The organism is Sphingobacterium griseoflavum, assembly GCF_014653155.1.
GTDB classification, from domain to species: Bacteria; Bacteroidota; Bacteroidia; order Sphingobacteriales; family Sphingobacteriaceae; genus Sphingobacterium; species Sphingobacterium griseoflavum.
Genome location: NZ_BNAF01000005.1, coordinates 61056 through 75585, shown reverse-complemented (window position 1 = coordinate 75585; position 14530 = coordinate 61056). Strand labels below are relative to the sequence as shown.

General features: G+C 46.1%; 10 protein-coding genes. 6 read left to right on the top strand and 4 right to left on the bottom strand.

The annotated features are described in order from the left end of the window. Positions 1-166 precede the first annotated feature (166 nt). The 6 genes from IE165_RS07680 to IE165_RS07655 all read left to right on the top strand — a co-directional run bounded on the left by IE165_RS07680 (position 167) and on the right by IE165_RS07655 (position 9052). Positions 167-1363, top strand: coding sequence for an NYN domain-containing protein (locus tag IE165_RS07680; protein ID WP_189626030.1), 1197 nt, complete (start codon positions 167-169; stop codon positions 1361-1363). A 176-nt stretch (positions 1364-1539) separates the two neighbouring features. Next, entirely contained in the window at positions 1540-2064 is a 525-nt protein-coding gene (locus tag IE165_RS07675; protein ID WP_189626029.1) for an RNA polymerase sigma factor, read from the top strand. A 152-nt stretch (positions 2065-2216) separates the two neighbouring features. After that, on the top strand, positions 2217-3329 hold the full coding sequence (locus tag IE165_RS07670; protein WP_189626028.1) for a FecR family protein: 1113 nt from the start codon (positions 2217-2219) through the stop codon (positions 3327-3329). A 12-nt stretch (positions 3330-3341) separates the two neighbouring features. Beyond that, entirely contained in the window at positions 3342-6368 is a 3027-nt protein-coding gene (locus IE165_RS07665; protein WP_189626027.1) for a SusC/RagA family TonB-linked outer membrane protein, read from the top strand. Positions 6369-6383: 15 nt separating this feature from the next. Continuing rightward, the gene (locus IE165_RS07660; RefSeq protein ID WP_189626026.1) at positions 6384-8033 is read left to right on the top strand and encodes a RagB/SusD family nutrient uptake outer membrane protein; all 1650 of its coding nucleotides are present in this window, start codon (positions 6384-6386) and stop codon (positions 8031-8033) included. Between the two features lie 14 nt (positions 8034-8047). Next, positions 8048-9052: a metallophosphoesterase gene (locus IE165_RS07655; protein WP_189626025.1), complete on the top strand. Its 1005-nt coding sequence runs from the start codon at positions 8048-8050 to the stop codon at positions 9050-9052. 84 nt (positions 9053-9136) lie between these two features. Here the strand turns inward: IE165_RS07655 and IE165_RS07650 are convergent, their stop codons facing one another. From IE165_RS07650 to IE165_RS07635, 4 genes are all read right to left on the bottom strand, one after another. Beyond that, the gene (locus IE165_RS07650; protein ID WP_189626024.1) at positions 9137-9625 is read right to left on the bottom strand and encodes an SRPBCC family protein; all 489 of its coding nucleotides are present in this window, start codon (positions 9623-9625) and stop codon (positions 9137-9139) included. After that, positions 9626-10126 (bottom strand): glutathione peroxidase, encoded by a 501-nt coding sequence (locus tag IE165_RS07645; RefSeq protein WP_189626023.1) that lies wholly within the window; start codon positions 10124-10126, stop codon positions 9626-9628. A gap of 152 nt (positions 10127-10278) precedes the next feature. Further along, on the bottom strand, positions 10279-13452 hold the full coding sequence (locus tag IE165_RS07640; protein ID WP_189626022.1) for an efflux RND transporter permease subunit: 3174 nt from the start codon (positions 13450-13452) through the stop codon (positions 10279-10281). Positions 13453-13469: 17 nt separating this feature from the next. Next, a complete protein-coding gene (locus tag IE165_RS07635; RefSeq protein ID WP_189626021.1) occupies positions 13470-14528 on the bottom strand; it encodes an efflux RND transporter periplasmic adaptor subunit in 1059 nt (352 codons plus the stop codon). Positions 14529-14530: the final 2 nt, after the last annotated feature.

Sequence of the window (14530 nt, the reverse complement as noted above, 5' to 3'; positions counted from 1 at the left end):
CGGTACATTTGTTTCTCTTCGCATACCCTTTAGCTGCCATACCAAGTTGGATTAGCCCCCGCTACGACACCCTGGCATCCCGCTTGCATTTGCAATCCTCTATATAATACCGTATTTTGTAGCAAGAAGAACCATACGCTAAATCGGCCTATGGATATATTTTATCATGGCAAATCAAAAAGATTTAAAAATTGCAATATTGATTGATGCGGACAATGTATCATCAAAGAAAGTGGAAGAAATTCTGAACGAGGTAAACCGGTATGGTATCCCGACTATCAAAAGAATTTATGGCGACTGGACGCGACCTTACGTCGAAAACTGGAAAAACAGCTTGCTGATACATGCCATTACCCCCATACAGCAGTATAGCTATACCCAAGGAAAAAACTCGACTGACTCGGCTCTTATTATCGATGCGATGGACATCCTACATTCCGACAGGGTGGACGGATTCTGCATTGTATCAAGCGATAGCGATTTTACTCGGTTAGCTACCCGGCTGCGGGAATCTGGTAAGTTGGTCATAGGAATAGGCGAGCGCAAAACACCGAAACCCTTTATCGCTTCCTGTGATAAGTTTATTTATGTTGAAATTTTAGAGAAAGTTGCTCCGGCTAAGAAAACACCAAAGAAAAACAGTCAAGCAACAGCAAAAACGGCGACGGTTGAGCAGACAGCGGTCGAAGCACCCGCAGCAACAGCAGAGACGACAATCAGCGAGCCTAATGCACCGGAAGAGCTAAACCAAACGGCAGAACTGGACGAAGATACGCTATTGATGCTCAAGGATGCTGTTGACGACACCGCCGACGAGAATGGATGGGCCTTCCTTGGTGAAATAGGCAGCCTCATTATTAAGCGAAAACCGGACTTCGATGCTAGAAACTATGGTTTCGAGAAGGTGTCCCATCTCTTCAAATCGCGAACAGAAGATTTCGAGATTGACGAACGATCCAATGAGAAGTCGAGAAATAGGCTTTATTACATCCGCAACATTATCGGTAAACCTTCGGCATCTGCCACTATCGCTGCGCTTCCTACCGTCAACAGTGCCGCGCAGCTCTCAGCGGTTTTGCCTTCCAGAGGCAATAAAATCACAGCAGACGATGTCAAGAAAAATCAAATACGCATTACAAAAGATTTTAAGGATTTGTTTCCAAACCGGACAAAGAAAGTCAAAGTACTGATCGTTAATGAATTTGAATGTAGATTTTCCTACCGTGGCGACCGATCGCATGTACTTAATCTCGGCAAGGTCGCAGCAGCAGAACTCGACCTAGCAGAAGGTGCTTCCTATCGATTGACGAAGCTCGATGAGCTGTTATATAAATTGGAGAAAGTAGAAAACGAGACAGCATAGACTTTCGAAATACAAAGCCTTCCTGCCTGCGGGCTGCTGGAAAAAAGGTATAAACTTCCTTTTTTCCAGCAGCCCGTATTGCATATGGCACGGAACCAAATGCGAAACTAATTCACATAAGCATAACAATGCCTTAACAAAGATGTCCAAACAAAGCCTTTAACTTTGCTGCACTCATGGAATATGTAAAAGCGATAAAGGCCGATAATCAGAAGATTTTCAATCTTGTCTATGATAAATACCATAGTCAGATTTATGGTTTTATCCTGCAACGCACACAATCCACCTACATTGCAGAGGAAGTTACCCAATTGACTTTCATCAAATTATGGAAACAAAGGCATATTATCAGTGAGCAGCTCGCCATCAATATCCAGTTGTTTGGCATGGCTAGACAAGTGATGATCGACCTCCTGCGCAAAGAGGCTACCCGATTTAAATATGAAGGAGATTCCGCTGTAACGCCATTTACAGATAGCTTGATCGATGCCATCGAAAGCAAAGACCTCTTGCAGCTGATGGAGCATGATATACAAAATATGCCTAAAATGAGAAGACTTGTTTTTGAACTCAGCAGAAAACAGGGACTATCGCACAAAGAAATTGCACAACTGTTCTCCATTTCTCCCAAAACCGTCGAGCAGCATATCGGTAAGGCACTCCTGCAACTCAAACAGCATCTGTACTCTATCATGTTGTAGTTAGTTATAGGGTGACATCGTGATAAGGTGACGACCTGAAATTGTCAAACACTATGCATCATATGGTCACTTAATCACGATCCATCACCACTCCCCACATTAAGTAATTGTTAAGCAACGGGGGATACCCTTTCGAGCCGCGTAATATCAATATGAAGTTCGGAAAAAGCAGGCGAAAAGGCGAGCAAGACGCATTCGACAAGAAACAGCAGGCGCGAAAAAAAATATTAGAGAATCCCACCATCATTGAAGATATCTTCAATGACCAAGACTGGCAGTCTTTTGAACAGCAGAATACGGAACGTGAAGTTCCTTCTGCGAAAATGCAAGCTGCTATCGAAAAGGATATACATGCAGCAAGCGAGCAAGAAAGTCGCAAGGAGAGGAAAGAAGTAAGAATTCGGCGATTAATAGCATATGCGGCGGCGGCGTCTGTACTGTTGCTGATGACGTTTAACCTCTGGCGCTGGAACGGCCAGGAACAATCGGCCATGCAAAGCAGTCGTGTCGAGCAGAAGCAAGTTCCGCTAACAGATAGCGGCTGGGTGGTCTTAGCCAACAACGAAAGTACCGACAGCGCTGTGGTACTTCCTGATCAATCCAAAGTAAAACTTTTTGCCCACAGTAGTATCCGCTACCGTAGACATTTTACGGCACACAGCCGCGAGATACAGCTCGATGGCAAAGCATACTTCGCCGTAGCCAAAGATCCTTCGCGCCCATTTAGCGTTTATGCCAACGCCACAAAAACCACCGCGCTAGGAACTTCCTTTACCATCGACACCCGATCAAACGAGCGCCAAACGACCATCAAGCTACACAGCGGGAAGGTGCTTGTTGCATCCACAGCTAAAAAGCCAGCCTTCGCTAATATCTTTTTAGACAATATCGGAGAAAACCTCCTATTCGATGCAGGCATGCGTTTGGTTGCACACAGCGGGAAGAAGGCAATCGAGCCGAAGCCAACAACAGCGTCAGCAGCGATGGCGCAAAACAGCCCACGTCTTCAACTGGACAACATACCGTTGGACGATGTCTTCGCAGCCTTGGAAAAAGCCTACAACATTTCCATCAAAATCAACAACCAAAGCATAGAAAAAATCCAGTACACGGGCACGATCGAGCCGGAACGCGAGCAGGTACAGGATGTACTAGCAGTCATCTGTTTGATCAATGATCTACGCTACGAGGTAGACGCCAATGGACAATACCATATCTACAAACAAGAGCAAAACAACACACACAACAAACAAGAAAACCTATAAGTAAAACAACCCATGTTTAACAAACCGTCTCAATTAAGAAAAAGCGTACTTTTCTTCGCTTTGCTCACGGCCGGCCTCTCGCAAGCACAGGCACAACAGGAGCAGGTAAAAGGCGCCACGCAAAATGAATCCGGCGAATTTTTGTCGGGCGTAAGTATCAAGGCCGTGCATGGCGCTACCGGCAAAAGCTTTGCCACCAGCTCCAGCGACAAAGGGCTTTTCTCCTTCAGCAACCTACCCGAAGGTGGTCCCTATCAGTTTATCTTTAGCTATGTAGGCTTTCAGCCCGACACGCTCGCTGGCTACAACGTGCAAGCGGGCAAACCGCTGGCCTTAAGTGTTAAACTATTGCCTCTTAGCACCGCACTCGAAGAGGTTGTTATTGGTTATGGACGTATCGCAAGAAAAGATGTAACCAGTTCAATCACAACGGTGAAAGCAGAGGACATGAACGTAGGGGTATTATCTTCACCTGCCCAAATGTTGCAAGGCAAAGTCCCCGGTTTAACCATTTCGACCAATAATAGCAATCCGAATGCACGCCCATCGGTAAGCCTTCGAGGAGCATCGACACTCCGCTCGGGTGAAGCTATGGAACCCTACTACGTTATCGATGGCGTTCCGGGAGCATCACTTACCTTGGTAGCGCCTGATGACATTAAGAGCATTGACGTACTTCGTGATGCATCGGCCACAGCGATCTACGGATCAAAAGCAGCCAATGGTGTCATCATCGTCACCACGAAACGCGGTAAGGCTGGGCAATCTTCTATTTCTTATAATGGCTATTTAGCATTGGACAACGTAGCCAAGCGCTACCAAATGATGAATGGCGAACAATACCGCAATTTCATCGATCAAAACGGTTTTTCTATGGAACCGACGGATGACCTAGGAGCAGATACAGACTGGCAAAAGGAAGTGGAACGGCGGGGAATATCCACGAACCATAACGTGTCGCTGATCGGAGGAACAGAAAAGACGCAATACCGTGCAAGTTTAAATACATTGCAAAACAATGGTGTGATCAAAGGCACCGACATGGGACGCCAAATCGGACGTGGTTTTGTACAAACAAAGGCATTGGAGGACAAGCTCACCGCTTCGTTCAATGTTAATACCAGCATAACCAAGCAAAATGACGTATTGGCCTTAAGCGATGGGCTCAGTGTATATGATGCGATGTACTATTACCTGCCGGTTTCCCCCATCCGGCAAGAAGATGGCAGTTGGTTCGAAAAAACAGATCGTTCGCAATACGTCAATCCGGTATCGTTGATTGAAGAAAATACAAACTTTTCGAAAACCAAAGTCATCCAAGCACACGCAAAAGTTGGCTACGAGATACTACCGAACTTAACCTACAATATCGATCTGTCCTTACAAAATAGACAGTATAACAATGCGCAATACTACACGAGCCTTTCCATGGCAGCACGGAATCAAAACGGTAAATCCATTCGTGCGTCGGTAGAAGATGAACGCAAGGTTATGGAGATGAACCTCAGCTACGACAAGACATTTTTTGGAAGACATAAGGTTTCTGCTCTAGCTGGCTATTCATGGGAAGAAAACAATAATAACGATGGCTTTCAGCTGACTACTTCAGATTACTACGATGATGGGCTAAGCTACTACAATCCCGGAATGGCCAATGTCGTTGATCTTCTCGGTTTCGGCAATTACTACCTTTCCACGTTAAGGATGATATCCGTATACGGACGCCTAAATTATGCTTATGATAGTAAGTACCTCTTCCAAGCTACGGTAAGGCGTGATGGATCATCCGCTTTTGGCGCAAATAACCGATGGGCAACATTCCCATCAGTATCTGCTGCCTGGCGTTTATCGGAGGAAGCATTTGTCCGTGATCTAGGTTTATTTGACGACCTTAAGTTGCGCGCCGGCTACGGCGTCAGTGGGAACTCATTGGGTTTTGATGTGTTTACGTCACGCCAAGTATACGGCGCCACGTCTAGTTTCTATACCGATGCTTTTGGCAATGACTTACGTACCTTGGCAGCACTTCGCAATTCGAATCCCGACTTACGCTGGGAACGGACAGGCATGTTGAACTTAGGTATTGACTTTGCCCTCCTCAACAATCGATTAAGCGGTACAGTAGAATTTTACGACAAGAATACCACTGACCTGATTTACGACTATGCCGTGTCCACGACGAAATATCTCTACGGCTCCTTGACGGCCAACGTCGGAGAAATCAACAATAAAGGGGTCGAGCTTACCTTAAACGTCGTGCCGGTTAAATCCGAGCATTTCGAATGGACTAGCGGGATCGTCGCCTCGCACAACAAAAATGTCGTTACCCGCATTACCAACCAAGAATTTTCTACCGTATACGTTGACCTTGCCGATCTAGGTGGCGCTGGACAAAGCAATGCTTTTCAACAGCGATTGATGGAAGGAGCTCCTATTGGGCAATTCTATACATGGGAATGGGCCGGATACAATGAAAATGGCGTATCAACCTTCTTTGTTCGCGATGCACAAACAGGAGAACGTACAGGTGAAACCACCATCACGCCGGTCAACAAGGACAGAACAGTTACGGGAAGTGCACAGCCAAAGTTCACTTTGGGATGGAACAACAATCTCCGTTACAAAAACTTTGCATTGACGGCCATGTTTCAGGGTGTATTCGGACAGCAGATCATGAATGCCACTCGGGCAAGACATTCCAACGTTGTGGGTAATGCAGGACAAAAAAACTTATTGGCAAGTGTTGTCGATACCGAAAGAGCAACAGATATCAATGCTCACTATTTATCTGATCGCTATCTTGAAAGTGGTGACTATCTACGTCTAGCCAACTTAAGTCTCTCCTACAATTTCCGCAATCTCGGCAAGCAATTTAAAAACGTCAGATTGTATGCAACGATGAACAACGTCTTCGTACTGACGAACTACAAAGGAATCGACCCCGAAGTCGATCTAGGTGGCTTAACGCCAGGCGTTGACAACCGTCAAACCTACCCACGCACGAGAACGGTCATGTTCGGATTAAATTTCAACCTATAAAATTGCTAAAAACTCATGAAATCAACAATATATCTTCGACTACTCGCAGCGTCCATTTTAGCTAGCTCAGTCGCTTCATGTACCGACTTGGATGTGGATATCAAGTCGCAATACACCGAATTCCCAAACACCGAACGAGCAGCTGAGGCTATTTCTGCTGATGTATATGCCGCATATCGGGGGGCAATAGGCTACAACCATTGGATGGTACAAACATTATCTTCTGACGAAGCCGTCAGCCTAGCCCTTGGCACCGACTATTACGACGGCGGACGGTTCCGTGAACTACATGTGCACAACTGGACGCCAGACAACGCCATTTTACCGGGCATGTGGAACGCCGCTATGACGGGCATAAACCTTTCAAACAATGTATTGACCATTTTTGGCGATGATGAAAGCGAGAAATCAGCTCCGATGCGTGCCATGCGCGCCTACTTTTACTTTGTATTAATGGATAATTTCGGTGCGGCTCCGCTTATTACGGGTAAGGTGGATCGTATACCGAACAGAACGTCGAGAGCGGAAATCTGCAGCTTCATTGAATCAGAGCTTCTAGCTGTTAGAGAGCGTCTTCCTGCAGAGGTATCAACAGCAACCTATGGTAAGGCCACACGCTTCATGGCCGATGCATTATTGGCAAAGCTCTATCTAAATTGGTCTGTTTACAACACAGAAGATGTAGCTAGCTATACGCCTTCAATGACTAACGAAAAATTGAATCAAGTGATTGCGATGTGTGATGATGTGATCGCGTCTGGACAGTTCAATCTAACAAGTCATAAATTTTTAGAGAAATTTCGCCCAGATAATGGTCCACAAATTAAGGATTTTATTTTTGCCATGCCATTTGACCGCGAAAAGCAACAGGGAATGACTTACGCCCGGTATTGGATACACCGCAGCGGGCAAAATCAATTTGCAGCACTGCCACAAAGTGTGGGCGGAACCTTGCGCGTGTTACCCGCATTTCTTGCCAAGTTCAATCTTGCAGGAGACGAGCGCAATAATGCCTACATGGGCGGACTGCAATATTATTGGGCGGACTATGCGCCGGATCTAAGTCGCCCTTTTCTTATCCGTACTTCTAAAAAAGGAATAGATCAGGACTATAATGGTAGTGATGCAGATGTCACTTTTAATTGGCAAATGGAAACAACCAAAGATATTACCCTACGGCCAGATGGAGCAGCAACACTCAATGCTGGGAACGACCAAAAAGGACGTTCTATGGGTTACCGCTCGGTAAAATTCTATATGGATGTTAATGTTACTGCCGCCAACCAACGTAGCCAAAGCAACGATGTACCTATTTTCAGATATGCGGATGTACTCTTGATGAAAGCCGAAGCCATCCTCCGCGGAGGAACAGCTAGCAATGGCGAAACGGCAAGGTCACTCATCAATCAAATCCGCAGTTACGTGAATGCGCCTTTGTTAACAACAGAACCAACACTTGCCGATCTTCTGGACGAGCGTGCTCGCGAATTTACCGATGAATCTTGGCGCAGGAATGACTTGATTCGGTTTGGCAAATTTGAAGAAGACTGGGGGTTTAAATCCCTTTATCCTGCAGGAACTTCCGAGCGCTTCCGGAGAATCTTCCCTATCCCTCGAGATGTGATGAATGTTAACACGAATTGGACTCAAAACAGAGGCTACTAAAGTATCAGCAGCACATGAAAAGAAGAGATTTTATGAAAAGCACCCTAGGCACGGCCTTGGGTGCTGGTTTATCCGCTGTGCCAATGGCTCTCGCAGCAGCCTCGCGGCCAACCATGATCGAAAGTGAAGACCTGAATAGCCGTGCATACCTACAAGATGAATATGATCTACATTTTGTCGCTTTAGGCGACTGGGGACGCAATGGCGCCGACCACCAAGTGCAAGTGGCGCAGCAAATGGGTAAATGGACGGCAAACCATCCCAACGATTTTATCATATCCACCGGTGACAACTTTTACCCATCAGGGGTGATCAGCGAGCACGATCCACTTTGGCATTATTCCTTTGAAAACGTTTATACCGACTTTTCCCTGCAATGGGACTGGTATCCAACCCTCGGCAACCACGACTATAAATCAGACCCCGATGCGCAAGTGCGGTATAGTGCCATCAGTCGTCGTTGGAAAATGCCGGCGCGCTACTATAGCAAAACCTTTAAGCTGAGAGAACAAGGCGAAGTGTTGATGGCCTTTATCGACACCAATCCCCTTATCCCCGAATTTTACAAACACAGCGAATACGGCCCTCATGTGGCGGGACAACAGCCCGACAAACAACTAGCCTGGCTCGACAAGCTTTTGGCCGAGTCTAGTGCGCAATGGAAAATTGTGGTAGGCCACCACCCGATCTATACAGCAGGACCCCGCACGGAGAACTATGATACCCTTGCTGTACGAAAAGTGTTAGAGCCTATTTTGCAGAAACACGAAATCCCGGTTTACCTTTCCGGCCATGAGCATTCCATGCAGCATCTAAAGGTTAGCGACAAGTCTTTTCAACAGTTTATATCCGGCAGTGGCTCGGAGGTGACACCTGTAAAAAAGGGTTTGCCCTACAGCCGCTTTGAGGCATCGACCTATGGCTTTATGTACTTTGCCATCAACAAGACGCAGCTTAGCGTGCAGTGCATAGATCATGAAGGATCGGTCGTCTACCAAACGATTGTTCAAAAAAAATAAGGCTTAAAAAGCCTAAACGACAAAAGGACATCTATGCCGATGTCCTTTTGTTGTTTAGGAAGAAAATGGAATCACAAGGAAAAGTCAGTTATTTGGAGAATAGAGGTCGTCAGAGGATAATGCCATTGATTCTGCAACCGCTTTTAAAATCTCATTTCTCTTTTTTAAGAATGCTGTCATATAGCTGCGCAAAAATAACAACTCTACAAAACGCCCTAAGTAACCAAAAGGAGCTTCGAAGGAAAATACATCGTACATCCAAGTGCCGTTATCTACGTCTGAAAAAAGGTGCTGATGCTGCATAGACTTAAATGGCCCTTTGAGCATCACATCGGTAAAACGCAGCGGCCTTTCCATCTCCGTTATCTGAACGGTGAGGCGGTGAAACAGGCCAAAATGCTTAGCCCGCCAAGTAACCGTCTCACCAAGTGCAAGCAGCCCTTCGGTTTTTCCAGCAACAGCGGTCTCGTTGGTCCCCGCAGCAGACTGCCGATGCAAATCGATATCACGAGAAAGGTCGAACACAAGTTCTGCCTTTGCCTTTATAAACGTTTGCAGGCGGATGGTCTGCATTTATCTGTTCGCTAGTAGTTTCTGAATTAAAGATTCCATGGCCTCTGGCTTGCTGATCGGCGCAAAGCGTTTTACAGGTCGCCCCTGCCTATCGACGACAAACTTCGTGAAGTTCCACTTGATACGGCGTCCAAACAGGCCACCCAATTCCTTTTTTAAATAAGCAAAGATGGGATGGGTATGGGCACCATTCACGTCGCACTTCTCCGTTAGCTGAAAGGTAACGCCATGGTTCACCTTACAGAACTGCTCCATGTCTTCATTCCGCTCTGGCTCTTGCCCCGCAAACTGGTCGCAGGGAAAGCCCAAGATCACCAACCCCTGATCCTTATAAAGCTGATGAAGCCGCTCAAGCCCATCAAACTGCGGCGCAAGTCCACAACGTGTAGCCGTGTTGACAACAAGCAGCACCTTGCCCTTAAAATCGATCATGGAAAGCTCCTTCCCTGCGGGAGTGCGGGCAGACAAATCGTAAATTGGAGATGTTTCGGATGTGCTCATAGCTTTTTGCGTTTAAACAAATATACGAAGAAATGCCCTTTGTAAATTGCGTAAATTTCTAAAGAGCGTGCTACGTGATTAAAAAAAACGGGAAGGTTGCTTAGGCCCCCTCCCCGTTTCTACATACTGAAAAACTAAAAGATAATATCTTGTTAATGTTGGACTTCCATTTCGTCCACATAGTCGTCACTCTTCACGTAATCAGCTGTCATCAATTCGGCATACTGCGTTTTCTCCTTCTTACCAAACCGACGTCCTAAGCCATCAAAGATGGAATAAACAACCGGCACGACAACTAAGGTCAAGAACAAGGAAGAAAGCAACCCACCGATGATCACGATGGCCAGGCCACGATTCATATCGGCACCGTCGCCGGTTGCTACGGCAATCGGAATCATACCGATAACCATCGCAATGGTCGTCATCAAAATCGGGCGGAAACGCACGTGGTTGGCCGCCATAAGGGCCTCATGAGTTGTCGAACCAGCATCCTTCTTATGGTTGGCAAAGTCAACCAACATAATCGCATTTTTCGCTACCAAACCAATCAGCATGATGATCCCCAAGATGGTGAATATATTCAGCGTTTGGTTGGTCAAGGCCAAGGCCAGTAGCGCTCCGATAAACGACAACGGAATAGAGAATAACACCACAAACGGGGTTACGAAGCTATCATATAGCGCAACCATTACGAGGTAAACCAGTAGAATAGAAGCTAACAGGGCGATTCCCAAGGTACCAAATCCCTCCTCCTGATTCTCCATGTTTCCACCCCATTTATAAGAAACGCCAGGTTTCAACTGCACCTTTTCAAATTCCGCTTGCCAATCAGCAGCCACGGATCCCAGCGGGCGTCCGACTACCTGCGCTTGCACCGAAACGGATGGCGACTTATCCCGGCGTTCCAACAAACTTGGACCAGAGCTGTACGACACATCGGCAAACTGTTCCAATCGCATCATCTGTCCATCCTTGTTCATGAATTTAAGGTTCTGCACGTCAGCGATGTTACCTCGTCCAATTTCATCAAAGCGGATATTGATATCATACTCGGTATCGCCCGCGCGGAATTTTGTATCATCGTTACCCGAGAACGCTGTCTGCATCGTCATACCTACTGTCGATACGTCCAAACCCAAAGCGTTCATCTTGTCACGATCTACTTTCACACTGATCTCCGGATTGCCGTCTTCCGACGTTAGTTTCACTTCAGAAGCACCTGGGATTGTGCGAAGAATGGCTTCATACTTCCGCGCAGCATCCAACGCATCAGCCTGCGAAGAACCAATCAATGTCAACATCAACGGAGCTTGTTCTGCACCCATTATACCCATATTTACCGTCTTCACCTTGGCACCAACCAGCACCGTTTCCATTTCGCGGCGCAGTTGCGCAGAATAAACTTTCGTTGGATTTTCCTGGTTATATCCCGGTTTAGTAATAATATGTATTTCCGATTTATATTTCGTTCCGGATGTACTCATCGTTCCATCGGAGGCTTGTCCTACGGTCGTGATCATACGCTCGATTTCGGGCTTTTGTGCGAGATAGTTTTCCGCCTTTTGCGTCATGAAATTTGTCTGCTCCAGCGAAGCATCCTTATTCATTTCGATCTGCAGGTAAAACTCGCCTTTATCATTCCCCGGAAAAAAGTCTGAACCGATATAGCCCATGCCCACGAGCATAAAAGAAGCAACTAATAGCCCCAAGGACAATGCTAGGGTCAGCACCTTATTCAACCGGCTCTTCAGTGCCCATTCCAAAATACCGGAAATCCAGTGCGTCAATTTTGTCAAACCAGCTTCGAATCCCGTTAATATCCGGCCGAAAATGGTTTTGTTATCCAGGTGTGTCAGCTGTCCCATACGGGAATACAACCAAGGGACAATGGTAAACGAAACCAATAGCGACAATAAGGTAGAAACCATGACCGTGACACAAAATTGGCGTAAAATATCAGATACCAAACCGGAAGACATCGCAATAGGCAAGAATACCACCACAATTACCAGCGTAATGGCCGATACGGTGAAACCGATTTCCTTCGCACCGTCATAAGCAGCCCGCACCTTGTTTTTTCCCATTTGCATATGGCGGTGTATATTCTCGATCACCACGATGGCATCATCCACGAGAATACCTACCACAAGGGAAAGTCCCAGCAACGACATCAAATTTAGCGTATATCCCAATATATTTAAGAAGATAAAGGTCGCAATCAAAGATAGTGGAATGGCAACCACCGCAATAAAAGCATCGCGCAAGCTATGGAGGAAAAACAACATGATAAAGGCTACCAATCCGATCGCAATCATCAAATCGTGCACCACATTATCTGCTGCAGTCAAGGTATACTCGGTCGTGTCATTCGCCAATCCAACTTTAACGCCTTGTTCCGAGAAGTCTTGCTCCACCGAGCCTATCATTTGCTGAACCAGTTCCGAAACAGCCACAGCGTTGGCATCAGACTGTTTGAAGACCTGCAACATAATGGTATTCTGGCGATCTATACGAGCAATTTTCTCGACATCCTTAATACCGTCTTGCACATCCGCAACATCGCTTAAACGGATCATCACACCGCTGGGTGTATTTAAAGGAAGTGCACGCAGCTCATCCAACGTTGCAAATTTACCCGAAAGACGCAGCGTAGTTTGATTGTCCCGAGTCTTCACATTTCCCGTGGGGAAATCCAAGTTGGCCGACGCAATAGCTTGTTGTACCTGCATGATAGACAAACCGTAACCCTCCAATTTGCTTGGATTTACACTAACCTGTATCTCGCGTTCTTCACCACCCACCATATCGACTTTCGCGACACCATTGATCCGAGCGAAAACCGGTTGGATTTTTTGATCCAATAGATCGTAAAGTTCTTTTTCTGTGAGTTTGGACGTTACGGACAAGTTCATGATCGGCACGTCATCAATGGAGAACTTTGAGAGCGCAGGCGTTTCGGCATCATCGGGCAATTCGTTGATCACCGCATTGATTTTTCTTTGCGCATCGGTCAGCAAAAAGTTTACATCGGCACCAGTATTCAATTGGATCATCACCATGGATACCGATTCCATTGATTTCGCTTCAATCTTCTTCACGTTCTCTAGACTGGCTACGGCATCCTCAATCACCTTCGTAACGGAGGTTTCCACTTCCGATGGCGAGGCTCCCGGATATACCGTTTGCACATTGATCACGTTAACCTCAAATTTCGGCACCAACTCATACCCCATCTGTGAGTAAGAGAAGATACCACCAAGTGTCAGTATAATAAAGAGTACGATAATTATACTTGGCCTTTTTATGGATATTTCAGATATTTTCATTGAACAGATTTCGCTTTTTACTTAATAATTTCCACTTGAGTTCCATCCAAAAGATTGATTTGGCCTGATGTAACGACAGGTGTTCCTTTTTCTATTCCAGAAATAATCTCGATATAATCACCGAAACTTCTGCCGGAAACTACCTTGGTCAAGATCGCCTTATCATCTTTTATCACAAAGATTTGGTTAGAACTTACACTTCCTACAAATGCCGTCCGTGGTACGGTGAGCACCTGCGTTTTAGCGTCACTTCCAAAGTAAGCGGTACCATACATCCCTGCTTTCAAATCATTGGATGCATTATTGCGAATCTCCAGCTCCACCGGAAAATTCAAGCTTGCATCCGCTTTTGGTGCGATAAACTTCACCACACCGTTAAATTTTTGGTTAGGCAATACCGTTGATTCTACTTGAACAGATTGCCCTACTTTCACCTGTCCGATATTTTTTTCGTCAACATTGACCAATAGTTTGAGGGTAGATACGTTCACGATCTCAAACATCTGTGTGCCTGGAGATACATAAGTACCTGGTTCGATATTTCTTTTATTGACCAAGCCGGCAAACGATGCCGAGATATTAGCGTCGGATGCAGAGAGCTGCGATGATTTCAAGCTATTTTTGGCGTTCTCTACCTTTAGTTTAGCTTGATCGAGCTGCTGTTGCGTAACGCCTCCCGTCTTAAATGCATTTTCGTAGCGGGCCAAGTCGGCTTTTGCATTTTCGTAGTTCGCCTGCATGTTCGCCAAGTCCACGCTCTGCTTATCCGCATCAACCACAGCTAAAGTCTGGCCGGCACGCACGGCATCCCCCTCTTCAACCAGCACCCTGCGCACGCGGCCTGCCGCCTCTGCAGAAAGCATGACCTCTTGCTTGGGAGAAAACGAACCATTGGTAATATACTGCGTATTAACCTCCCGAATATCCGCCATGTCGGCTCGTACCGCCACCGCAGCATTTTTCTGCGCTACAACCGCAGTTTGTGCCTCATTTTTAGCTTTATTCTTATTCAATAAAAACATGATCCCCGCCAAAGCAGCTGCCACGATGATTACTGTAATTATTATCCGTTTCATAT